Source organism: Stutzerimonas sp. 21-1 (assembly GCF_056336065.1).
Genome location: NZ_CM150500.1, coordinates 1,246,890 through 1,269,833, shown reverse-complemented (window position 1 = coordinate 1,269,833; position 22,944 = coordinate 1,246,890). Strand labels below are relative to the sequence as shown.

The 22,944-nt window shown below is 66.2% G+C and carries 22 protein-coding genes; 16 read left to right on the top strand and 6 right to left on the bottom strand.

Annotated features, from left to right (window positions below; translation table 11 throughout):
• Window positions 1–4: 4 nt before the first annotated feature.
• On the bottom strand, window positions 5–475 hold the full coding sequence (gene ybaK / locus AC0ZJQ_RS06265; RefSeq protein WP_043296119.1) for a Cys-tRNA(Pro) deacylase: 471 nt from the start codon (window positions 473–475) through the stop codon (window positions 5–7).
• A 68-nt stretch (window positions 476–543) separates the two neighbouring features.
• On the opposite strand from ybaK, the gene glpD reads away from it, so the two are divergent.
• Window positions 544–2,100: a glycerol-3-phosphate dehydrogenase gene (glpD, locus tag AC0ZJQ_RS06260; protein ID WP_476477519.1), complete on the top strand. Its 1,557-nt coding sequence runs from the start codon at window positions 544–546 to the stop codon at window positions 2,098–2,100.
• On the opposite strand, the gene metE is transcribed toward glpD, so the two are convergent.
• Window positions 2,091–4,415, bottom strand: a complete 2,325-nt coding sequence (gene metE, locus AC0ZJQ_RS06255; protein WP_476477518.1) for a 5-methyltetrahydropteroyltriglutamate--homocysteine S-methyltransferase — start codon at window positions 4,413–4,415, stop codon at window positions 2,091–2,093. The genes glpD and metE overlap by 10 nt on opposite strands.
• Window positions 4,416–4,658: 243 nt before the next feature.
• Here metE and metR point away from each other — a divergent pair, with 243 nt between their 5' ends.
• Complete coding sequence (gene metR / locus AC0ZJQ_RS06250; protein ID WP_008568101.1) at window positions 4,659–5,585, top strand: transcriptional regulator MetR; 927 nt, start codon at window positions 4,659–4,661, stop codon at window positions 5,583–5,585.
• Window positions 5,586–5,597: 12 nt separating this feature from the next.
• Here metR and AC0ZJQ_RS06245 read toward each other — a convergent pair whose 3' ends face one another.
• From AC0ZJQ_RS06245 to AC0ZJQ_RS06235, 3 genes are all read right to left on the bottom strand, one after another.
• Window positions 5,598–6,425 (bottom strand): aldo/keto reductase, encoded by an 828-nt coding sequence (locus AC0ZJQ_RS06245; protein WP_476477517.1) that lies wholly within the window; start codon window positions 6,423–6,425, stop codon window positions 5,598–5,600.
• Window positions 6,425–6,889 carry a VOC family protein gene (locus AC0ZJQ_RS06240; protein WP_476477516.1) on the bottom strand — a complete coding sequence of 155 codons (465 nt, stop codon included), beginning with the start codon at window positions 6,887–6,889 and terminating at the stop codon, window positions 6,425–6,427. The genes AC0ZJQ_RS06245 and AC0ZJQ_RS06240 overlap by 1 nt, the downstream gene beginning before the upstream one ends.
• Window positions 6,890–6,958: 69 nt before the next feature.
• Window positions 6,959–7,585, bottom strand: coding sequence for a LysE family translocator (locus tag AC0ZJQ_RS06235; protein WP_476477515.1), 627 nt, complete (start codon window positions 7,583–7,585; stop codon window positions 6,959–6,961).
• 316 nt (window positions 7,586–7,901) lie between these two features.
• On the opposite strand from AC0ZJQ_RS06235, the gene AC0ZJQ_RS06230 reads away from it, so the two are divergent.
• The 8 genes from AC0ZJQ_RS06230 (at window position 7,902) to rloA3 (ending at window position 13,805) form a co-directional block, all read left to right on the top strand.
• Window positions 7,902–8,552, top strand: coding sequence for a helix-turn-helix transcriptional regulator (locus AC0ZJQ_RS06230; protein WP_458989431.1), 651 nt, complete (start codon window positions 7,902–7,904; stop codon window positions 8,550–8,552).
• Complete coding sequence (gene csgE / locus AC0ZJQ_RS06225; protein ID WP_102827312.1) at window positions 8,549–8,935, top strand: curli production assembly/transport protein CsgE; 387 nt, start codon at window positions 8,549–8,551, stop codon at window positions 8,933–8,935. Before AC0ZJQ_RS06230 ends, csgE begins: the two co-directional genes overlap by 4 nt.
• Window positions 8,932–9,342: a curli assembly protein CsgF gene (locus AC0ZJQ_RS06220; protein WP_043296105.1), complete on the top strand. Its 411-nt coding sequence runs from the start codon at window positions 8,932–8,934 to the stop codon at window positions 9,340–9,342. Before csgE ends, AC0ZJQ_RS06220 begins: the two co-directional genes overlap by 4 nt.
• Window positions 9,343–9,363: 21 nt before the next feature.
• The gene (locus tag AC0ZJQ_RS06215) at window positions 9,364–10,200 is read left to right on the top strand and encodes a CsgG/HfaB family protein (RefSeq protein ID WP_008568108.1); all 837 of its coding nucleotides are present in this window, start codon (window positions 9,364–9,366) and stop codon (window positions 10,198–10,200) included.
• Between the two features lie 215 nt (window positions 10,201–10,415).
• On the top strand, window positions 10,416–10,895 hold the full coding sequence (locus AC0ZJQ_RS06210; RefSeq protein ID WP_476477514.1) for a curli production assembly protein CsgB: 480 nt from the start codon (window positions 10,416–10,418) through the stop codon (window positions 10,893–10,895).
• Window positions 10,896–10,937: 42 nt separating this feature from the next.
• Entirely contained in the window at window positions 10,938–12,152 is a 1,215-nt protein-coding gene (locus AC0ZJQ_RS06205; RefSeq protein ID WP_476477513.1) for a hypothetical protein, read from the top strand.
• Between the two features lie 395 nt (window positions 12,153–12,547).
• Complete coding sequence (locus AC0ZJQ_RS06200) at window positions 12,548–13,210, top strand: TetR family transcriptional regulator C-terminal domain-containing protein (protein WP_476477512.1); 663 nt, start codon at window positions 12,548–12,550, stop codon at window positions 13,208–13,210.
• A gap of 58 nt (window positions 13,211–13,268) precedes the next feature.
• A complete protein-coding gene (gene rloA3, locus AC0ZJQ_RS06195) occupies window positions 13,269–13,805 on the top strand; it encodes a retropepsin-like aspartic peptidase RloA3 (protein ID WP_476477511.1) in 537 nt (178 codons plus the stop codon).
• Here rloA3 and AC0ZJQ_RS06190 read toward each other — a convergent pair.
• Window positions 13,802–14,743: a class I SAM-dependent methyltransferase gene (locus tag AC0ZJQ_RS06190; RefSeq protein ID WP_476477510.1), complete on the bottom strand. Its 942-nt coding sequence runs from the start codon at window positions 14,741–14,743 to the stop codon at window positions 13,802–13,804. The two genes, rloA3 and AC0ZJQ_RS06190, sit on opposite strands and share 4 nt — an antisense overlap.
• Window positions 14,744–14,967: 224 nt before the next feature.
• Here AC0ZJQ_RS06190 and AC0ZJQ_RS06185 point away from each other — a divergent pair, with 224 nt between their 5' ends.
• From AC0ZJQ_RS06185 to AC0ZJQ_RS06160, 6 genes are read left to right on the top strand one after another with little or no spacing between them, the layout of a single operon-like run.
• Window positions 14,968–16,203: an MFS transporter gene (locus AC0ZJQ_RS06185; RefSeq protein ID WP_476477509.1), complete on the top strand. Its 1,236-nt coding sequence runs from the start codon at window positions 14,968–14,970 to the stop codon at window positions 16,201–16,203.
• A gap of 44 nt (window positions 16,204–16,247) precedes the next feature.
• A complete protein-coding gene (locus AC0ZJQ_RS06180) occupies window positions 16,248–18,209 on the top strand; it encodes a TonB-dependent receptor domain-containing protein (protein ID WP_476477508.1) in 1,962 nt (653 codons plus the stop codon).
• A 54-nt stretch (window positions 18,210–18,263) separates the two neighbouring features.
• On the top strand, window positions 18,264–19,298 hold the full coding sequence (locus tag AC0ZJQ_RS06175) for a FecCD family ABC transporter permease (protein WP_476477507.1): 1,035 nt from the start codon (window positions 18,264–18,266) through the stop codon (window positions 19,296–19,298).
• 3 nt (window positions 19,299–19,301) lie between these two features.
• Complete coding sequence (locus AC0ZJQ_RS06170; RefSeq protein ID WP_476477506.1) at window positions 19,302–20,348, top strand: FecCD family ABC transporter permease; 1,047 nt, start codon at window positions 19,302–19,304, stop codon at window positions 20,346–20,348.
• Window positions 20,348–21,184, top strand: coding sequence for an ABC transporter ATP-binding protein (locus AC0ZJQ_RS06165; RefSeq protein ID WP_476477505.1), 837 nt, complete (start codon window positions 20,348–20,350; stop codon window positions 21,182–21,184). Before AC0ZJQ_RS06170 ends, AC0ZJQ_RS06165 begins: the two co-directional genes overlap by 1 nt.
• A complete protein-coding gene (locus tag AC0ZJQ_RS06160; protein WP_476477504.1) occupies window positions 21,181–22,125 on the top strand; it encodes an ABC transporter substrate-binding protein in 945 nt (314 codons plus the stop codon). Before AC0ZJQ_RS06165 ends, AC0ZJQ_RS06160 begins: the two co-directional genes overlap by 4 nt.
• Window positions 22,126–22,944: the final 819 nt, after the last annotated feature.

Sequence of the window (22,944 nt, the reverse complement as noted above, 5' to 3'; positions counted from 1 at the left end):
GCGCTCAGCCGCGACCGATCGGCGCGAAGACCGCGCGGGTCTGTTCGGCCAGCAGCGCGGGCGCCAGCTCGACTTCCAGCCCGCGCCGACCGGCACTGACATGGATGCTCGGCTGCGCCTGCGCCGAACTGTCGATGAAGGTACGCAGGCGCTTCTTCTGCCCCAGCGGGCTGATGCCGCCGAGCAGATAGCCGGTGGTGCGTTGCGCCACCTGCGGATCGGCCATCTCCACCTTCTTCACGCCGGCGGCCTGTGCCAGTGCCTTGAGGTCGAGCGTGCCGGCCACCGGCACCACCGCCACCAGCAACTCGTTCTTCTCGCTGCAGGCGAGCAGCGTCTTGAATACTCGCGCCGGGTCGAGGCCTAGCTTTTCCGCAGCTTCCAGCCCGTAGGAGGCCGTCTTCGGGTCGTGTTCGTAGCTATGCACGCGATGTTCGACGCGCGCTTTTTTCAGCAGATCGATGGCAGGTGTCATGTTCTGTAATGATGTGGCTGGCTGAATGCCTGTACCTTAGCAGGCAACGCATCCGCGGTGAGCATTCCATGCAGCATCCTCCCCTCGCGCCTGTCGCCGAAATCTACGATCTGGCCGTGGTCGGCGGCGGCATCAACGGTGTCGGCATCACCGCGGATGCCGCCGGGCGCGGCCTGTCGGTGTACCTCTGCGAGCAGGGCGACCTGGCGCAGCACACCTCCTCGGCCAGCAGCAAACTGGTGCATGGCGGCCTGCGCTATCTGGAACATTACGAACTGCGCCTGGTGCGCGAGGCCCTGGCCGAACGCGAAGTGCTGCTGAACATGGCGCCACACATCGTCGCGCCGCTGCGCTTCGTCCTGCCGTACCGTCCGCACCTGCGCCCGGCATGGATGATCCGCACCGGCCTGTTCCTCTATGACCACCTGGGCCGGCGCGAACGCCTGGCACCTTCGCGCAGCCTGCGGTTCGGCGCGGACAGCCCGCTCAAGGCCGAGATCACCCAGGGCTTCGAGTATTCGGACTGCTGGGTCGACGATGCGCGCCTGGTGGTGCTCAACGCCATGAGCGCCCGCGAGCGCGGCGCGCACATCCACACCCGCACCCGCTGCGTCAGCGCGCGGCACAGCAAGGGGCTCTGGCATCTGCATCTGGAACGGGCCGACGGCAGCCGCTACTCGCTGCGCGCCCGCGCACTGGTGAATGCCGCTGGGCCGTGGGTAACCGAGTTTCTACGCGAATCGCTGCGCCAGCGCCCGGCGCACGCCATCCGCCTGGTCCAGGGCAGCCACCTGATCGTGCCCAGGCTCTACGACGGCGAGCACGCCTACATTCTGCAGAACGACGACCGGCGCATCGTCTTCGTGATTCCCTATCTGGAGCGGTTCAGCCTGATCGGCACCACCGACCGCGAATACCGCGGCGATCCGGCCCAGGTGACGGTCACCGAGGAGGAAATCCAGTACCTGCTGGCGGTGGTCAATCGCCACTTCAAGCAGCAGCTGCAGGCCGAGGACATTCGCCACCGCTACGCCGGCGTGCGCCCGCTGTGCGACGACGAATCCGCCGATCCGTCGGCGATCACCCGCGACTACACCCTGGTGCTGAATGCCGAGGGCCAGGAGCCGCCCCTGCTGTCGGTGTTCGGCGGCAAGCTGACCACCTATCGCAAACTTGCCGAAGCAGCCCTGGCCGAACTCGCCCCCTGGTTCGCGCGGATGAAACCGGCCTGGACCCACGACGCGCGCCTGCCCGGCGGCGAAGACATGAGTACCCCGCGCGATCTCGCCGAGGCGCTGTGCACCGGCGCGCCCTGGTTGCCCGAGGCGCTGGCGCGGCGCTGGGCACACAGCTACGGCAGCCGCAGCTGGACGCTGCTGCACGGCTTGCACGGCCTGACCGATCTCGGCGAGCACTTCGGCAGCGGGCTGTATGCCCGCGAGGTGGATTATCTGATCGCCGTGGAATGGGCGCTGAGTACCGGGGACATTCTCTGGCGGCGCAGCAAGCTCGGCCTGTTCCTCGATGCCCAGGGTCAGGCGCGTCTGGACGAATACCTGCAACGGCAGACACCCGAGCGCCTGCCGCTGTTCGCCGCCCCCGACGCTACGCTGCGTCAGGCCTGAGCAGCGGCGACGGCGCGCGGCGGGCGAGCATGGCTGCGGCGCAACTGCCGCGCGGCGGCCACCATGTTCACCAGCGCCGCCTCGGTCTCCGCCCAAGCGCGGGTCTTCAGCCCGCAGTCGGGGTTGACCCACAAGCGCTCGGCGGGAATCCGCTCGGCGGCCTTCGTCAGCAGCTCGACCATCTCCGCGGTGTTCGGCACCCGCGGCGAGTGGATGTCGTAGACGCCCGGACCGATCTCGTTGGGATAGTCGAAGGCGCGGAACGCCTCCAGCAGCTCCATCTGCGAGCGTGAGGTCTCGATGGTGATGACGTCGGCGTCCATCGCCGCGATGGCCTCGATCACGTCGTTGAATTCGCTGTAGCACATGTGCGTGTGGATCTGCGTCTCGTCGCGCACGCCGCTGGCGCACAGGCGGAAGGCGTCCACCGCCCAGTCGAGATAGCCCTGCCACTGCGCGCGACGCAGCGGCAGGCCCTCGCGGAACGCCGCCTCGTCGATCTGCACGATGCGGATGCCGGCCGCCTCCAGATCGCAGACCTCGTCGCGGATGGCCAGCGCCAGCTGCCGTGCCTGCACCTCGCGGCTGACGTCCTCGCGCGGGAAGGACCACATCAGCATGGTCACCGGGCCGGTGAGCATGCCCTTCATGACCTTGCCGGTCTGCTGCTGGGCATAGCGGATCCACTCCACCGTCATCGGTCGCGGGCGGCTCAGGTCGCCGTAGATGATCGCCGGCTTCACGCAACGCGAACCGTAGCTCTGCACCCAGCCGAAACGGGTGAAGGCGTAGCCGTCGAGCTGCTCGGCGAAGTACTCGACCATGTCGTTGCGCTCGGCCTCGCCGTGCACCAGCACGTCCAGACCAAGCTGTTCTTGCACCGCCACCGCGTGCCGAATCTCCGCCTGCATGGCGGCGATGTACTCGGCTTCGCCAAGCCTGCCAAGCCGATGGGCCTTACGCGCCTGGCGGATCGCGGCCGTCTGCGGGAAGGAGCCGATGGTGGTGGTCGGAAACGCCGGCAGCTGCAGATGCGCGCGCTGCTTCGCGATGCGCTCGGCAAACGGCGATGCGCGGCGGCTGTCTGCGGGCGTGATGGCGGCTAGCCGCGCGCGCACCGCCGGGTTGTGGATGCGCGGCGAGGTCGCCCGCGCCTGCTGCACCGCGCGGCTTTCGGCCAGCGCGGCTTGCACCTCGGCGGCGTCCGGCTGATTGACCGCGCGGGCCAGCAGCGCTACTTCGGCGCATTTCTGCACGGCGAAGGCCAGCCAGCTCTTCAGCTCATCATCCAGCCGGTCCTCGCGTGCCAGGTCCACCGGGCTGTGCAGCAGCGAGCAGGATGGCGCCACCCACAGCCGCTCGCCCAGACGTTCGGCGGCGTGGCGCAGCACCGCCAGCGCCTTGTCCAGATCGCAGCGCCAAACGTTGCGTCCGTCGACCAGACCGAGCGAGAGCACCTTGTATGCCGGCAGCCGGTCGAGAATCACCGGGTACTGGTCCGGCGCACGCACCAGATCGATGTGCAGACCATCCACCGGCAGCACGGCCGCCAACCCGAGGTTGTCTTCCAGGCCGCCGAAATAGGTCGCTACCAGCTTCTTCAGCGGCGCGCGCTGCAGCACGTTGTAGGCGCGCTCGAAGGCGTTCTTCCAGTCCTGCGGCAGGTCCAGGGCGAGGATCGGCTCGTCTATCTGCACCCATTCCACGCCCTGCGCCGCCAGCCGCTCGAGCACCTGACCGTAGACCGGCAGCAGGCGTTCGAGCAGGTCCAGCTTGTCGAACTCCGCGCCCTTGGTCTTGCCCAGCCACAGGTAGCTCAGCGGACCGATCACCACCGGCTTGACCGCATGGCCCAATGCCAGCGCCTCGTCGACCTCCTCGAACAGCTGCGTCCAGCTCAGCTCGAACTGCTGCTGCGCATCGAACTCCGGCACCAGGTAGTGGTAGTTGGTATCGAACCACTTGGTCATCTCCTGCGCCTGGGCATCGCCGCCGCAGCAGCGCGGGCCGACACCGCGCGCCATCGCGAACAGCGTATCCAGGCCGATCGCGCTGCTGGCCAGGCGGAAGCGCGACGGGATCACGCCGAACATCAGCGAATGGCTCAGCACCTGGTCGTACCAGGCGAAATCGCCCACCGGCAGCAGCTGGATGCCGGCATCGGCCTGCAACTGCCAGTGCCGCGCGCGCAGCTGGCGACCGACCTGGCGCAGACCGGCTTCGTCCAGTTCGTGCTTCCAGTACGCCTCCAGGGCTTTTTTCAGTTCGCGGTCGCCGCCGATGCGGGGGAACCCCAGGGAGTGCGCTACGGCCATGACAATCTCCATTCAATTTTCAAAATTCAAGTGGAATTGTCGGGCAGCGCTTTCAGTGAAACAAACTCATGCTCTTAACGTTCATCATCAGGATTATTCATGTAGCAGAGCGGAACCAGCGGTTGGTGCAATCGCCCGCTCGACAGCCCCCGCCCCCTGCGCGAAACTGCGGCTCGATGAGCGCCGCTCATAGCGCTGCCGGCACCAGGGCAGCGGTTTCCTGTCAAACCAAGGACTGCCGACATGCTGGAAATTCGCCACCTGAAGACCCTTCATGCGCTGCGGGAAACCGACAGCCTGGTCGAAGCAGCCGAGCGACTGCACCTGACCCAGTCGGCGCTCTCCCACCAGTTCAAGGAGCTTGAGGAGCGTCTCGGCGTACAGCTGTTCGTACGCAAGACGCGTCCGGTGCGCTTCACCAGCGCCGGGCTGCGGCTACTGCAACTGGCCGACAGCCTGTTGCCGCAACTGCGCAGCGCCGAGCGCGATCTCGCGCGGCTGGCCGGCGGCACGGCAGGCCGGCTGCACATGGCGATCGAATGCCACAGCTGCTTTCAGTGGCTGATGCCGACCATCGACCAGTTCCGCGACGCCTGGCCGGAGGTCGAACTGGACCTGGCCTCGGGCTTCTCCTTCGCGCCGCTGCCGGCGCTGGCGCGCGGCGATCTGGATCTGGTCGTTACCTCCGACCCGATCGACCTGCCGGGCATCACCTACGTACCGCTGTTCACCTACGAGGCGCTGCTCGCCGTAGCCAACCAGCACCCGCTGGCCGCCCGCCCCTATGTGCGCCCGGAGGATCTGGCCAGCGAAACGTTGATCACCTATCCGGTGGAACGCGACCGCCTGGACATCTTCACGCGCTTCCTCGAACCGGCCGACGTCGAGCCGGCGCAGGTGCGCACCTCGGAACTGACGGTGATGATGATGCAGCTGGTGGCCTCCGGCCGTGGCGTGTGCTGCGTGCCGAACTGGGCGCTGCATGAATACAGCGCGCGCGGCTATGTCACCGCCAAGCGGCTGGGCGAGAAGGGATTGTTCGCCACGCTGTTCGCCGGCATCCGCTCGGACATGCTCGACTCGCCGTTCATGCGCGACTTCCTGCTGACCGCCAAGGACACCTCGTTCGCCACGCTGGAAGGCGTCAGCGCGGCGGCACGCGGCCGTTAAGCAAACGGGCCGCTAAACCATCTGCAGCGGCTGCGCACGCCGTGGCGGCGCAAAGGCAGCGTCGATCAGCGCCAGGTCTTCGGCAGTCAGGCGCAAATCGTGCGCCGCGGCATTGACGTGCACATGCGCCGGCTCGACGGCCTTCGGAATCACCAGCACACCGGGCTGACGCAGCGCCCAGGCGAGCGCCACCTGGGCGGGCTGCACGCCATGCGGTCGCGCGACTTCGAGCAGCGCCGCATGGTGCAGCAACGGGCCGCCCTGGCCGAGCGGACAGTAGGCCATCAGCGGCATGGCGTGCGCCTGGCACCAGGGCAGCAGATCGAATTCGATGCCACGCGCCTGCGGGTTGTAGAGCACCTGATTGACTGCGCAGGCCGCGCCGTCCGGCAGCTCCTGCAGGTCGGCCACGTCGAGATTGGACACGCCCCAGGCCCGAATCCGCCCGGCGGCCTTCAACTGCTCGAAGGCCTCGACGGTCTCGGCCAGCGGATATTCGCCGCGCCAGTGCAGCAGGTAGAGGTCCAGATAATCGCACCCCAGACGCCGCAGACTGCGTTCGCAGGCCAGCGGGATGCCACGTCGGCTGGCGTTGTGCGGATAGACCTTGCTGACCAGGAAAACCTGCTCGCGCCGGTTGGCGATGGCCTCGCCGACCACCGCCTCGGCCCCGCCCTCGCCGTACATCTCGGCGGTATCGATGAGCGTCATGCCCAGCTCGATGCCCAGGCGCAGCGCCGCCACTTCGCGCGCTCGCTCGGCGGGGCGCTCGCCCATGTGCCAGGTGCCCTGGCCGATCAGCGGCACCGTGCGGCCGTCATGCAGACGCAGCGTGCGCATCAGCTGTCCTCCGTTTTGGCCAGTTCGGCAGCGGCCGGATCGGCCCAGGGGTCGTAGGTGCCGAAGCTCCACAGATGACCCTCCGGATCACGGCAGGTGAAGCCGCGGCCGCCGTAGTCCTCGTCCTTCAGCTCGATGACGATCTGCGCGCCCGCCGCCTTGGCCTGGGTGTAGAGCGCGTCGGCGCTGTTGACCACGACATAGATGCCCTGGGTAGAAACGCCACCGAGCTGGTCGGGCTGGCGCAGCTGCTGACCGTAGGGCGAATCGACCACTGGCCCGAGCATCAGCATGCCGTTGCCGAAGCTCAGCTGCGCATGGATGACGCCAGCCAGCGGATCCTCGACGACCCGCTGGCGCTCGAAGTCGAACGCCTGGCACAGCCAGTCGAGCGCGCGCGGTACATCGCGATAGCGCAGGCAGGGGATCAGCGTGGCCGTGGTGTTCTTGCTCAGGCGTGACATTCGCGTACCTCCGACGGCGGCAACAGGGATAAGTCTCTGACCCGCAGCGGCCGCGGATGATTCCTGCCGCTAGAGCCGCTCGCTGAGCCCGAGGCGTACACCCAGGCCGACCAGTAGCGAACCCATCACGCGATCGAGCCAGCGGCCGACGGCCTGATGGCTGCGCAGCGCCTGACTCGCGCGCGTCGCCAGCAATACCAGCGTGCATTCGACGATGATCGCCACCAGCACCACCAGCACGCCGAGGATGAACAGCTGCAGCGCCACCGCACCGTGGTCGGGGCGGACGAACTGCGGCAGGAAGGCCATGAAGAAGATCGCCGCCTTGGGGTTGAGCACATCCACCAGCACGCCCTGGCGGAAGGCGCGCCAGGCCGAGACCGGCGCACGCGCCTCGATCCGCACGCCGCCGGTCGAGCGCAGCGCCTGGAACCCGAGGTAGATCAGATAGGCCGCGCCGACATACTTGACCACCGCGAATGCCGCCGCGGAGGTGGCCAGGATCGCCGACAGCCCCAGCGCTGCCGCAGCCACGTGTACCAGCGCGCCGGTGCAGACGCCGAGGATCGAGACCAGGCCCAGCCGGCGCCCGCCGGACAGGGTGCGCGACAGCACGTAGAGCAAATCCGGCCCCGGCGACAGGTTGAGCGCCAGCGCGGCGGAAAAGAACAACAGCCAGAACGACAGATCTTCCATCGGCAACCTCAGCGACGCTTGGGCAGGAAACGGGGCGGGATCAAGAGCATCCGGTACGCCGCGAGTCATGGCAAGACGCAACCGGGCCATCCGGCGGCCCTTCTGTAATCCGCGTCGGCGAGACGCAGACGCCTTTCAGATCTCCTTGCATCCGGGCGCAAATGCATTTCGTCGGAAATCTGTCGACCTATCATGCGAGCGACTTTTTATTGTCGCAACTCTGAACTAACCTGCCTTCCGTACTGTCACTACGCCACCCCGCGAATGTGCAGGGACATCGGAGACCATTCGGTCACATTCAGCAAAGGATCTGCGAATGAATGACAACGCCTCATCGGCCATCGCGCCGTTATCGCCACGTCTGATACTGCTCTCCCACAGCGAACTGCTCGACGGTGCGCTCCGCCAGCATCTGCTCGAACATCCACGCTGCAGCCTGCAGCGCACCTCGACGTTGCGTGCCGAGCACACCCAGTGCGAGCTGCTGCTGCTCGATCTCGGCAGCTTCAGCCACGAAGACAGCCTGCAACTGCTGCGCAAGGCCGGCGACACGCCCATCGCCCTGATCAACGCCCTGCCCGAACAGGCGCATCGGCTGGTCGAACTGCACCCCTGGATTCGCGGCGTGTTCTACCGCTCGACCCTGCGCAGCAACTTCATCAGCGGCATTAGCACCCTGCTCGCCGGCGGCGACTGGCTGCCACGCGCACTGATGGAAAAACTGCTGCTGCGCTACCGCCAGCTGACCCATGCCGACCATTGCATCGATGCGCTGACGCTGCGGGAAAAACAGATTCTCGCGCTTGCCGGCAAAGGCCTGTCGAACGCCGCGATCGGCGAGAAGCTGTACCTGAGCACCCACACCATCAAGAGCCACATCCATAACGCACTGCGCAAACTCGGCGCGAACAACCGCGCGCAGGGCGCGTCGATCGTCCTGGCTCACGTCTGCGAGCCGGAGCTATGAGACGCCTGGCCCTGCTCTGCCTGCTGGCGCTGGGGATCTGCGGCGCCGCAGCCGATGAAGCCGAACTCATGGGCTTCATCACCAACGGCACCATCTCGCGCTCCGGGCAGGAGTTCTACCTCAAGTTCTGCGAACGCCTGAACGACACCAGCCGCCTCGATTTCAACCTGGCCGTCAAGGAACGCCCCTCGGCACGCTGGGGCATCCTCGTCTGGGTCGAATACGAGGACAAGACGCTCTACCGCCGCTTTCTTCAGCCCAACGTCGCGGATATGGAAGACACCGCCTACGAGGCTGCCGATTTCGTACTGCAGGAAATCAACAGACGAAAGATCGAAGCGTTTTTCGAAGACCACACTGATCTAGCCAAGGACGAGTTATGAACAGGCACATTCCCAAGAACCTCGGCGTGCTGGCCGGCGCCCTGCTGCTCAGCGCCGGCGCCAGCGCCACCGAACTGGTGTACACCCCGATCAACCCCTCGTTCGGCGGCAGCCCGCTCAACGGCTCCTGGCTACTGGGCAACGCCCAGGCGCAGAACGACCACAAGGACCCCGACGCACCGAGCCGATCGGCAAGCAGCCTGTCGGCGCTGGATCGCTTCACCAGCCAGCTGGAGTCCCGGCTGTTGAGCGACCTGCTGGTGAACGTCGGCAACGGCGAGACGGGTTCGCTGACCACCGATGACTTCATCGTCGACGTTACCGAAAACGACTTGGGCGACCTGGTCATCGTCATCACCGATCGCGCCACTGGCGAAACGTCCGAAGTTGTCGTCGGACAAAACTGAACAGCAAGGAGAGCCAAGGCCATGAGAAGCCTGTTCATCGCCATCGGGATGATGGCTGTACTGCAAGGTTGCGCGGTGCGTGACCCGATGCCCGCGGATCAGAAGGCACCGACCCTGACCCCGCGCACCTCGACCTACCAGGACCTGCTGGCACTGCCGCGGCCCAAGGGCCAGCTGGTCGCCGCGGTGTACGGTTTCCGCGACCAGACCGGGCAATACAAACCCACCCCCGCCAGCTCCTTCTCCACCGCAGTGACCCAGGGTGCAGCCAGCATGCTGGTGGACGCCATGCAGGCCAGCGGCTGGTTCGTCGTGCTCGAGCGCGAAGGTCTGCAGAACGTGCTGACCGAACGCAAGATCATCCGCGCCTCGCAGGGCAAGCCGGATGTGGCGCCGAACATCCAGTCCGAACTGCCTTCGCTGCTGGCGGCCAACATCCTCATGGAGGGCGCCATCGTTGCCTACGAGACCAACGTGCGCAGCGGCGGCCTCGGCGCGCGCTACCTGGGCGTGGGCCTGTCGCAGGAATACCGGGTGGATCAGGTCACGGTGAACCTCAGAGCCATCGACGTGCGCAGCGGCCGGGTGCTGTCCAACGTGATGACCACCAAGACGATCTTCTCGATCGGGCGTAGCGCCAACGTCTACAAGTTCATCGAGTTCAAGGAACTGCTGGAGGCCGAGGCCGGCTATACCACCAACGAGCCGGCGCAGTTATGCGTGCTCTCGGCCATCGAAGCGGCCGTCGCCCACCTGGTCGCGCAGGGTGTGGATCGGCGCCTGTGGCAGACCGCCGAAGGCCACACCGGCGATCACCCGGCGCTGGCGAAGTACCTGGGCAAGCCCGAACCGATCTGAACCTCGCCCACCCCCAAAAGCCCTCCTCGGAGGGCTTTTTCTTGGCTCGACCGCGGCTCCTGGCGACAGCCCGCGCCCATTCACCGCCACACCACCTCGTTACACCCGCGACACCGCATGCACCGGAACGATGCATTTTCAATCATTGGATGGATTTCGCCTGCGCCGATCCGCAACCAAGATGATTCCAGTGCCAATTGACCAGGGACGAAGCGATGCAAACCACGCAAAGGATTGCCCAACAGCTCCTGCTGTCCGTACTGCTGACACTGGCCGCCGCTGCCAGCCATGCCGATCAAGACCTGGCTCCAAACGAACTGGCCTGGCAATCGGACAGCCTCACCTCGACCGCCGCCGCCAACCAGGCCGCGCTGGCTTCGATCCAGCAATCAGGCTCGGCACTGGTCGGCAACATCGCCCAGAGCGGCTCGGAGCTGGAGGCCTACATCCTCCAGGCCGGCTACGCCAATACCGCCGATATCAATCAGATCGGAACCGACAACGCAGCGCTGATCATGCAGTGGGGCGACTACAACCAGGCCCGTATCGACCAGGACGGTTCCGGCAACGTCGCCGCCATCGCACAGCAGGGCGCCAGCAACAACGCGCTCATCGAACAGACTGGCTCAGGGTTGAGCAGCAGCGTCAACCAGATGGGTCAGGGTCTGACGGTAGTGGTTCGCCAGTACCGGTGAAGGAAGTACCGCAGTACTTAAAACATCCATGGAGAGACAAATATGTTTAAGTTCACCCCCCTCGTAGCCGCAATGCTGGTTGCCTCTGCCCCGGTCCTGGCCGCCAACAACACCTCCGAGCAGAACCAGATCGGCATCGACAACGTCGCCGAAGTCCTGCAGAGCGGTGGTTCCGGTAACTTCGCCGAGCAGAATCAGGGCGGCTTCGCCAACGACGCGGCAATCGAACAGCTCAGCTCGTTCGGCAGCACCGCCGAACAGAACCAGTTCGGCAACTTCAACGATGCCGACGCCCAGCAGAGCTTCGCCGTCGACAGCACCTCCACGCAGAATCAGCGTGGCTGGGACAATACCGCCACCGTCACGCAGAACGGCACGCTCCATACCACCATCACGCAGACTCAGAACGGCTCCTACAACAGCGCCGACACCAGCCAGTCCGCGGCCTTTCACAGCGACGCGAGCACCAACCAGCTCGGCGATCTGAACGAAGCCAGCATCACCCAGGTGGCCAGCTCCTTCGACAAGGCAACCATCGACCAGGACGGCGATAACAACGACGCGCGCATCACCCAGCTGCTCAGCTCCGGGTCGATCGCGGAAGTCGAGCAGGTCGGCGTCGGCAATGACGCGCAGGTCGCACAGACCGGTCTCAACCAAGAGGCGTACGTCTACTCCAACGGGATCGGCAACAACGTCGACGTGGATCAGGACGGCAACGCGCAGAACGCCTTCGTCCTGCAGTACGGCGTGGCCAACGACTCGCGCATCGAGCAGACCAACGGCTGGATGGGCGGCAACAACACCGCAACCACCGAGCAGTTCGGCACCGGCAACAGCGCCGACGTGTTCCAGGACGGCCGCAACCAGACCGCCAAGACCACCCAGGTCGGCGCGTTCAACAGTGCCGATGTCGATCAGCAGGGCCGCGGCAACGAGCTGTACTTCGGCCAGAACGGCACGGGCAACGAGCTGACCGCGGTACAGGACGGCACCGACAACCAGATCGTCGGCCTGAGCGTCGGCTTCGGCAACAGCGTCGACGTTGCGCAGGATGGCCGCGACAACCTCGCCGGCATCCAGCAGAACGGCGTCGCCAACGAAGCCAGCCTGACCCAGACCGGTGCGGCGCACCTTGCCAGCGTCAACCAGACCGGCTGGGACAACAGCGCGGTGGCCACGCAGAGCGGCTACGGCAACGCGGCCTACATCAATCAGAACGGCTGGAACAACAGCGCCACGGTCACCCAGAACTGAGTGCACCGGCGTTATCAACTGCCGGCCTTCGGGCCGGCAGTTGCGTTTGTACGGGCCGCCGGCGTGCCCGGCACCACGCGCGCCGATGTACGCGTCGTCACCACGTTGCACGGCCGGATCGCCCCGCCATCGAGCCAGATGGTCGCGGCCGATTCGCTTCGGCTCCTCGATTCCGGCCTCCCTGGTAGAGCCGGTAGAGCCACCCGACCCGCCTCCACTGTCTTCGCGCCGACTCGTCACGGCTCGTCGTTTCAGGTTTGCGCATGGCGCCACAGGAATGGCCGCGGCTCGCGCAACAAGCGCAACGGCTGCGCCGAACGGCCAACTCGGGCAGAATCCATGCCATCGGCGTCAAGCCAAGTCCGCCGGATGCGCCACCTACGCGAGCCAGAACCATGAACGAGCACGACACCCCAGCCGTACCCGGCAAACCCGCCGGTCGCATCCGCCAGAAGAACGAGGAAACCATCCTCGCCGCCGCCGCAGCCGAGTTCGCCCGCTACGGCTTCAAGGGCACCAGCATGAACGCCATTGCCACCCGCGCCGGGCTGCCCAAGGCCAACCTGCACTATTACTTCAGCAGCAAGCTCGGGCTGTACGTCGAGGTGATGCGCCACATCCTCGAACTGTGGGACACCGCGTTCGACGACATGCACGCCGAGGATGATCCGGCGATCGCCCTGGCCAACTACATCCGCATGAAGATGGAATTCTCCCGGCGCCATCCGCAGGCCTCGAAGATCTTCGCGATGGAGGTCATCAGCGGCTCGGAGTGCCTTGCCGAGCATTTCGGCCAAGACTATCGCGACTGGTTCCGCGGTCGCACGGCCGTGTTCGAGGCGTGGATCGCCGCCGGCAAGATGGACCCGGTGGACCCCATGCACCTGATCTTCCTGATCTGGAGCAGCACGCAGCACTACGCCGATTTCTCCGACCAGATTCGCCGCATCGGCGGCAAGCGCATGACGCGCCAGGACTTCGCCGTGGCTACCGACAACCTCATCCAGATCATTCTCAAGGGCTGCGGCCTCACCCCGCCGGCTGCGACAACCGACTGAACAATCACGACCTCGACGACTCTACTTTTCCACGTCCGTCGTTCGTCGAGGAAACCGTATGCCCTTGCATCAACCCCATTCGCGCCGCCTGCTCTGCGGGCTCGCCTCGCTCCTCGTCTGGTTCAGCGCCACCGCGCTCGCCGATTCACGCCCGGTGCTGGGCTGGGTCGAGAAAGGCCTGATCCTGCCCGATGGCGTCGCGGTGAAATTCAAGCTCGATACCGGCGCGCTGACCTCCTCGATGCACGCCGAGAACATCGATCGCTTCGAGAAGGACGGCGAAAAGTGGGTGCGCTTCGATCTCGACATGAAGGACATCAACACCGATAAACGGGTCGATAGCCGGGTCGAACGCAAGATCGAGCGCGAGCTGACCGTACGCGGCGCGGCCGGCAAGGAAGATCGCCCGGTGGTCAAGATGAAGGTGTGTCTGGGCAAGCAGGTCTACGAGGAGGAATTCTCGCTCAACGACCGTGACGACATGCTTTATCCGGTGCTGCTCGGCCGCCGCACGCTGGAGAAGCTGGGTCCGGTGGATGCCTCGCGCACCTTCACCGCCGAGCCGGACTGCGCCGTCCAGGCCGGAAACGATTAGTCGCTGCGCGCGAACAGCAATGCCTTCAGCCCGCTGTCCGCGCTGATGTCGGGAAATTCCGGCGGGTTCTCCAGCCGCCGCACGAAGCGCAGTTGCGGCGCTTCGGCGGCCATCTCGTCAATGAGAAAGTCCGGGCCGATGTCCGGGTCGTTGATGCAGGCGAGCACCTCGCCGTGCGCATCGAGCAGTTCCGGCAGGCGCCGCAGTATCTTCCGGTAATCGGTACTCAGGACGAAGCTGCCCTTCTGGAACGACGGCGGGTCGATGATGATCAGGTCATACGGCCCGAGCTTCTTCACCTTGCCCCAGGACTTGAACAGTTCGTGGCCCAGGAAGCTCACCCGGGACAGGTCGTGTCCGTTCAGGCGGTGATTTTCGCGGCCGCGGGTCAGCGCCGCGCTGGCCATGTCCAGGTTGACCACGTGCTGCGCACCACCGGCAATTGCCGCGACGGAAAAGCCGCAGGTGTAGGCGAACAGGTTCAGCACGCGCCGCTCGCGCGCGTTCTCCTGCACCCAGCGGCGACCGTAACGCATGTCGAGAAACAGCCCATTGTTCTGCTTGCGGCCCAGATCCAGCTTGTAACGCAGACCGTTTTCGCGGATCAGCCACTCGGCCGGCAGCTCGCCCAGCAACGCCTCGGTGGGGCTGTCCGGCAGGTAGCGGTGCTGCAGCAACAGCGATTGCGCCTGGCTGCTTTGCCATGCCGGCGTTTGCCCCAACGCACGCAGCAGCTGCTTCAGTGCGTCCAGCTGCGCAGCCTCCGGCGCGCGGAACAACGCCACCAGCAGCACGCCCTGCAGCCAGTCGACCGTGATGTGTTCGAGGCCCGGCCAGCAACGCCCGCGGCCATGAAACAGCCGGCGCGTTTCCTCCGGCGCCGGGTCGAGGCCGTCTAACAGCAGTTTTTGCAGGGTGGCGAGCGCGTCGGCGTGCATGGATTCTCCGCGATGAAGGCATTATCGCGCGGCATTCTACCGCCCTCACAACGGCCGGCACGTGCCGTCGCCACGCCACGTTCACGCGCGCCAGCAGGAATGCGCACATCGGACGGCACATCGTGCGATGGCAATTTGCCGCAAAGATGAGAACGATTAGTATTTGAAATAGCGTTTGAGATTGCCTACCATGCTGCCGCCCTAGCCACCCGAGTGCGATGCAGATGGACGCTGATCGACAATCGAAAGCCGCCGTTCACCTGGCCATGCTGATCAACATGCTGTCGATCGGCAGCCTGATGATGGTGATGCCGCTCGGTCCGGATTTCGTGCGGGCGCTGGGCATGCAGGCCAGCCACGTCGGCTACCTCGCCGGCGGCGCCACGCTGGCCGCCGCGCTGAGCGCGGCACTGAGCGCCGCCTGGCTCGATCGCCTGGAGCGCAAGCGCGCGCTGATCGGCCTGCTGGCATTGCGTTTCGGCCTGTTGCTGGCTTGCGCGCTGGCCAGCGGGCCGCAGCAACTGATCGTGTTGTTCGTGCTGTCCGGCCTGGTTGCCGGCCCCATGGGCGCGGTGTTGATGGCGGCGATGCTCGACCTGATTCCGCCCGCCGAACGCGGTCGCAAGCTCGCCTACGTCGCCATGGGCTACTCGCTGGCGGCCATCGTGATCACGCCGCTGGCGCTGGAACTCGCCGCGCGCGGCGGTTGGCAGATGCCTTTCGTGCTGTTCGGCGGTGCCGGCGTGCTGCTCGCGTTGCTCTGCCTGCGACTGTTCCCCACGCCGCCGGCCCACGCGCGCAGCGCGACGCGCCTGTGGCCGCTGCTGCGCGCCCCGCTGTGCCAGGGCGCGCTGCTGATCGTGGCGCTGCAGATGTTCGGCCACTTCCTGCTGGTGCCGCACTTCTCCAACTACTTCCAGTTCAACCTGGATTTTCCGCGCCAGCACATCGGCCTGCTCTACCTGTGCGGCGGCCTCGCCAGCCTGGCGGCGATGCACCTGGGCGGCGTGCTGATCGACCGTGGCAACGCCGTAGCGGTGGTGCTGCTCAGCAGCGGCTGCCTGGCCGCCATCACCCTGCTTGGTTTCGCGCTGCCGCTCGGGCTATCGCTGTATCTGGTGTTCACCCTGTTCATGGCGCTCGGCGCGGTGCGCAGCAGCAGCACGCTGACCATCGCCGCCGCCATTCCACGGCCCGAGCAGCGCGCCGCCTTCATGGCGCTGCAGAGCACCGTATCGAACATAGCTGCCGGCCTCGGCAGCCTGTTCTCGGCGGCCTACCTCAGCGAAGACGCCGGGCGTCGCCTGGTCGGCTTCGAAGACCTGGCCTGGCTCTATGCCGGCGCCGGTACCACCGCTGGCATCGGCGTGCTGTTGCTGCTGCGCGCGATTCACGCACGCACAGCGGCCGCCGCCGGCAATACACAAGAAGGCAGGACCCAACCTGCCGGGGAATCGTGATCAGTCCGCGCTGTACAACAACTACTTGGCAACGGAGCCTGCACATGCAGCTTGTACGAAGAATCAGCCGCCCCCGTCATCTTTCTCTGACCCTGCTCGGCAGCCTGCTGCCGCTGGCAGCGCTGGCTGATACCCCGGTCACCCTGAAAAACGAAGTCATCACCGCCACCCAGACCGCCCACAGCGAACTCAGCGCACCGGCCAGCGTCTCGGTGGTCACCCGCGAGGAGCTAGACAAGCTGCCGGTCTACAATCTGGCCGATGCGGTCAAGTACCTGCCGGGCGTGCACATCAACCCGTCCTCCACCTATGGCCGCAAGGAAATCAAGCTGCGCGGCATGGATTCGGACTACACCCTGCTGCTGGTCAACGGCCGGCGCATCAACTCGCGCGATGCACTCTCCTCCAACTACGCCAATGACTTCGACCTGTCGTCGATCCCGATGGCCGCCATTGAGCGCATCGAAGTGGTCCGCGGGCCGATGTCCTCGCTGTACGGCGCCGATGCACTGGGCGGCGTGGTCAACGTGATCCTGCGTCAGGCGACCGACGAAACCCGCGCCGGCATCGCCTACACCTACGAACACCCCAGCGAGGGCGATTCCGGCGACAGCCACACTAGCAGCGGCTATGTCAGCGGCGCGCTGATCGACGGCAAACTGCGCGGCAATCTGTTCGTCGAGAAAACCGACCAGGCCGCCTGGCTGAGCGAGCAGACCGTCAACCCCGACACCGATGCCGTGGAGCAGCGGCAGAACGGCAGCGTTCTCGGCTCACTGAGCTGGCTGCTGGACGAGCGCCAGACCGTCGACCTCGATTTCACCCATCGCAAGGACGACCGCGAGGCCGACTGGAACAACTTCGGTGCCGTCGTCACCAACGTGCAGGAGATGGAGCGCTGGAGCTTCGGCCTCGGCCACAGCGGCAACTGGGACGGCTTCAACACCCGCGTACGCTACTACTACGAAGACGTCGATCTGATGGACGACTCGCAGATCATGACCAATCTGCGCGGCATGAAGGGCGATATCCAGCAGAAGAACCACACCGTCGACGGCCAGCTCAGCGCCTCTCTCGGCAGCCATCTGTTCACTGTCGGCAGCGAATGGCGGCGCACCGAGCTGGCGCATAACCAGAACCTCGGTGCGGACACCGAAGTCGACCAGAAGGCGCTCTACCTGCAGGACGAGTTCTCCCTCGGCGACCTGGACATTACCCTCGGCGGCCGCTGGGACGACCACGACACCTTCGGCGGCGAGTTCAGCCCACGCGCCTACGGCGTCTACAACCTCACCGACAACTGGGTGATCAAGGGCGGCGCCGGCAAGTCGTTCAAGGCGCCGAGCATCTACCAGTCGGACGAAACCTACGGCGTACTGGCCTGTCGCGGCATGTGCACGCTGATCGGCAACCCCGACCTCAAGCCGGAAACCGCGACCAGTTACGAGATCGGCACGCTCTACCAGGACGAGCGTCTGGAAGCCGGCATCATGTTCTTCCACAACGACATCGAAGACATGATCGTCACCGACACCTGGCGCGTCGGCTACCGTCCGCCGGTGATGACCTACAGCAACGTCAGCAAGGCGCGCGTGCAGGGCTACGAACTGCACGGTCGTTACGCACTGACCGACTCCATCGGCCTTCGCGGCAACTACACCTACTCGGATGCCGAGGATCGCGACACCGACGAAGCGATCCGCAACTCACCGCAGCATGTCGCCAACCTCGGCGTCGACTGGCAGGCTATGCCCAGACTCGGGCTGAACCTCGACTACCAGTACACCGGCAGCCAGCTGCTATACGTCTCGGCGGCCGAACCCAACGTCGAGAGCGGCGCCTTCCATCAGCTGAACCTGGGCGCCAAGTACCAGGCGACGCAGGAGCTGTCGCTGCGCGCGGGGATGAACAACCTGACCAACGAAAAACGCGACGACGTCGCCCAGTCGGTCGATAACATCCTCATGGGCCGCACCTTGTTCGTCGGTTTCAACTACGACATCTGACCCATCCCCGGCCCGGCGGCGACGCCGGGCTACCGGAGCCAATAGCGATGCACCATGCGAACTGATTCGACGATGCCGGTCTTCCAGAAGGCCACCCTCGGTGTCGGCGCTGCCCTTCTGCTGGTGTTGCTGGCCCTGTCGCTGGCCACCGGTGCCGGCGTGTATGGCGCCGACGCGGTGCTCGGCTACCTGCTCGGTGCGCCCGAGTACGTGGCGGACGACAAGCTGGCCATGGTCGTCGATACCCTGCGCCTGCCGCGCACCTTCGCCGCGCTGGTGGTGGGTGCGAGTCTGGCGATCGCCGCCTCGCTGCTGCAGAGCGCGACGCGCAACCCTCTGGCCGAACCCGGCCTGCTCGGCGTGAATGCCGGTGCGGTACTCGGGCTGGTGATCGGCCTGATCTATTTCGGCGTCGAGTCGACCCAGGGCTACCTGCTCTGGTCCGGGCTCGGCGCGCTGCTGGGCAATCTGGTGGTGCTCGGCGTCGGCCTGATGCTCGGCCAGGCCAGCCCGCTCAAACTGATTCTCGCCGGCGTGGCGCTGGGCGCCATCTTCGGCGGACTGGCGAACTACCTGCTGTTGTCCACCCGCGTGGCGCTCGAGCAGTTCCGTTTCTGGAACCTCGGCTCGCTGTCCGCCTCGCGCCTCGACGCGCTCGCCACCGTCGCCCCGCTCGCCGTGCTCGGGCTGATCCTCGCGGCACTGTTGTGCCGGCAGCTGACGCTGATGCAGATGGGCGACAGCCAGGCGCGTGCGCTGGGCATCCACACCAGTTGGGTGCGCCTCGGCGTGCTGGCAGCGTCCACCCTGCTCACCGCCTGCGCCATTTCGCTGGCCGGCCCGGTGGGCTTCGTCGGTTTCCTCGCCGCCTACTGCGCGCGGCTGCTCGAGCCGGTGGCGCTGTTGCGCCAGCTGCTGTTCTCCACGCTGTTCGGCATGCTCTTCCTGCTCGCCGCCGATGTGCTGGCGCGCTGGCTGCTGCAACCCTACGAGCTGCCGGTCGGCACGCTGCTGGCGGCACTCGGCGCGCCGGCGCTGATCGCCATCGTGCTGCGCGGCGGCTTCCGTTCCCTGCTGACGGTGAGGTAGCCGATGCTGCCCATTGCCAATCCTTCCGGCGTCTGGACGCTGCGCATCGGCGGCCTGAGCCTGCTGCTGCACCGGCGCAACTGGCTGATGTTCGGCCTGCTGTCGCTGCTGCTGGCCGCCCTCGCCGTGCTGGCGATCAGCCTGGGCAGCGGCAACCTCGGTGTGCGCGACGTGCTGGCCACGCTGACCGGCAACGGCAGCAAGCTGCAGGAGATCATGGTGTTCAAGCTGCGCCTGCCGCGGGTCGCGGCGGCCATCGTCGCCGGACTGGCCATGGGCATGGCCGGCTGCCTGATCCAGACCCTGGTGCGCAACCGCCTGGCCACGCCGGACATGATCGGCGTGAACGAGGGCGCCTCGCTCGCCGTGGTCGCCTTCGCCCTCTACCTGACGCTCGGCAACTGGCCCTGGTGGGCCTCGCCGCTCGGCGCTCTGCTGGCCGCCGCCGCGCTGTTCGCCCTATGCCGGCGTCCCGGCGAGCAGGGCTACCTGTTCATCGTCATCGGCATCGCACTGTCCGAGCTGCTCGGCGCCATCGGCGACTTCGCCATGTCGACTCAGCCGCTGGTACATCTGGGCAGCATCTACCTGTGGACGATGGGCCACTTCGCCGGCATCAGCTACCAGACGGTCAATCCCATCGCCGTGCTGCTGGCGCTGCTCTGCCCGCTGCTGGCGCTGGTCAACCGGCCGCTGGCGCTGCTGCGCTTCGGTGATGCCACCGCGCAGAACCTCGGCATCCGCGTGCCGGCGATCCAGCTTGGCGTGCTCGCCCTGGCGATTCTGGTGGCGGCCCTGGGCACGGCCATCGGCGGGCCGGTGGTGTTCATCGCCATGGCCGCGCCGATCCTCGCCTCGTGGCTGGCGCGCGACAACCTCGCACCGATCTGGCTGTCGGCGCTGTGCGGCGCGGTGCTGCTGCTCGGCAGCGATACGCTGGTGCGCGTGCTCGCCCAACCCGAAGAAATCCCCACCGGAATCATGACGCGCCTGCTCGGCGGCATCCTGCTGCTCGGCCTCTTGATCAAGGACAGACGAGGAGCTGACTGATGACTGCCCTGCGTGCAGAGAACCTGCATTTCGCCTATCAGGACAAGGTGGTGCTCGACGACGTGTCCTTCAGCCTGCCGCGCGGCAAGCTGATCGGCATCGTTGGTCCCAATGGCAGCGGCAAATCCACGCTGCTCAAACTGCTCGCCCGCCAGTTACCGCTGCAGCGCGGCACGGTGGAAATCCACGGCAAGCCACTGACGCACTATTCGCTCAAGGCGCTGGCGCGCGAGCTGGCCTTCCTGCCGCAACGGCCGGTGCTGGCCGAAGGCATCCGCGTCGAGCAACTGGTGCAGTACGGCCGCCACCCGCATCAGGGCTGGTTCAACCAGTGGAGCGAGGAAGACGCCCGCCAGGTCGCCCGCGCCCGCGAGGCGATGCAGCTCGACGCCATCTGGCAGCGCAGCGCCACCTCGCTCTCCGGCGGCCAGGCGCAACGGGCCTGGCTGGGGATGATCCTGGCGCAGAACACCGACCTGATCCTGCTCGACGAACCCACCAGCGCGCTGGACATCGGCCACCAGGCCGAGGTGATGGAGGCCGTGTACCGCATCGCAGCTGCCGGGCGCACGGTGCTCATCGTCATCCACGACCTGGGTATCGCCGCGCGCTATTGCGACGAGCTGATCGCCCTCGCCGACGGCCGCGTGCAGGCCATCGGCCCGGCACGGCAGGTGATGACCAAGGCGCTGGTCGACCGCCTCTACGACACCGATGTCGACATCCTCCACGCCCCCGGCGACGGCGCCCCGGTGATCGTGCCGCGCCGCCGCCAGGGCGCCGCCACACCGCAACCGCTGCGCCACGAACACCCCGAAAAGGAAGGCATGCAATGACCCTCAAGAGATCCTGGAGCCTCGCCGCCGCGCTGCTCGCCGGCCTGCTCGCCCTGCCGGCCCAGGCCGACGCTCGGCAGATGACCGATGCGCTCGGCAATACCGTCACGCTGCCGGACGCGCCCAAGCGGGTGATCACCCTCAGCGAGATCGACCTGGACACCGCACTGACCCTCGGCGTCACCCCGGTCGGCACCATCAACGGCCGCGGCCAGGCAGCGCCGCCACGCTATCTGGACGGCAAGCTGCCGGCCGGCATCGAGGTCGTCGGCGATATCGACAACCCGAATCTGGAGACGCTGCTGGAGCTGCAACCCGACCTGATCCTCACCGGCCCGGTGAAGCCGGAACAGCTGGCGATCCTCAACGAAATCGCGCCGACGGTGATCACCTTCAACTGGGCGCGCCCCTGGCAGGAAAGCATGCAGCGCACCGCGCAGGCGCTGAACAAGGAAGCCGAAGCCAAGGCCGTGCTGGAGCGCTATCGGGCACGCGTCGAAGAAGCACGCCAGCGCCTGCGCGAGCATCAGGGCGAGACGCTGAGCATCGTGCGCTGGAACCCCAAGGGGCCGTCGTACATGTTCAAGGATGCCTTCGCCAGTACCGTCGCCGAAGATGTCGGGCTGCGCCGCCCCGCCCACCAGCAGGACCGCGGTCACACCCACTCGATGGCGTTGAGCCTGGAATCGCTGGAACTGCTGGATGCCGACTGGCTGGTGATCGGCACGCTGGCGACCAGCGGCGAGGCGGTCGAGGCGATGAATCAGGCCGAGCAGACGCCGGCGTTCCGCCAGCTGTCGGCCATTCAGGCGAGGCGCTTCGGTGCGGTGGACGGGTCGTTGTGGACATCGCTTGGCGGGCCGATGGCGGCGCTGCAGGTGATCGAGGATATCGAGAATTTGTTGGGGAAGATGGATGCTGAGGTGGTAGTGAGGGACTGAGGATCGGGGCGGGATGGTCGGCGGCCCGACCGGGGCTTCGTTTGTACCTATGAAGTGCAGATTTGGGGCCAGCTCGTTTCGGTTTGCGTTGGAGGTTAAGGCGATTTCCGCGTGTGCTGATGCCTCTGGTTTCGACCCCCGGCCGCGTCACTTTCTTGTTGCTTGCGGATCGGCGCCCGGCCCAACAATAAAGTAGCCAAAGAAGAAGGGCACCCGACATCCGGGTCTGACCGCTTCGCGGCCAGACTCCCCTCCTTCCGATGCCGCTCCGGGGGCACGTCACGAAGGGACGTCCCTGCCTAGGCGGCCCCGTCCCTCGTGACTCGCTCGGCGTTCATGCCTCGCGTCCCCCCTCCTACTCGGCCTCCTGACGGGATCAGAGTCCGAGTCGCCTGGAAGATCGAGAAGCCGGCTTCGCTGTACTTGGCTTTGGCTTTCGCTTGGCTTTTCTCTGCACGGCCTGCCAGGCAGCACCCAATTCCCCTTCAGGAGGGTGAGCGGAGTCGCTGTGTAAGGGGTTGAGCCGCATGGATGCGGCGAAAGGCTTAAAGGGCCATGGATGGCCCTTGTAAGCCGACCCCTGGAGAGGCGACGGAGCGAACGAACCCTGCGCGCAGCGCAGGGCCGGATGCAGGGGCGCGCTTTCTTTTGCTTACTTTTCTTTGCGCCGGGCGGCGATCCGCGAGCAAAGAAAAGTGAGGCGCCGTGCAAGGCGCAACCTGTAGACCCAGCCGAGGAAAGCGCGGCGTCATCCACCGAGACACACGCCGGAACCTACCTCACAAGGTGGAAAACGCTGCGCGGTTTTCCACCCTACGG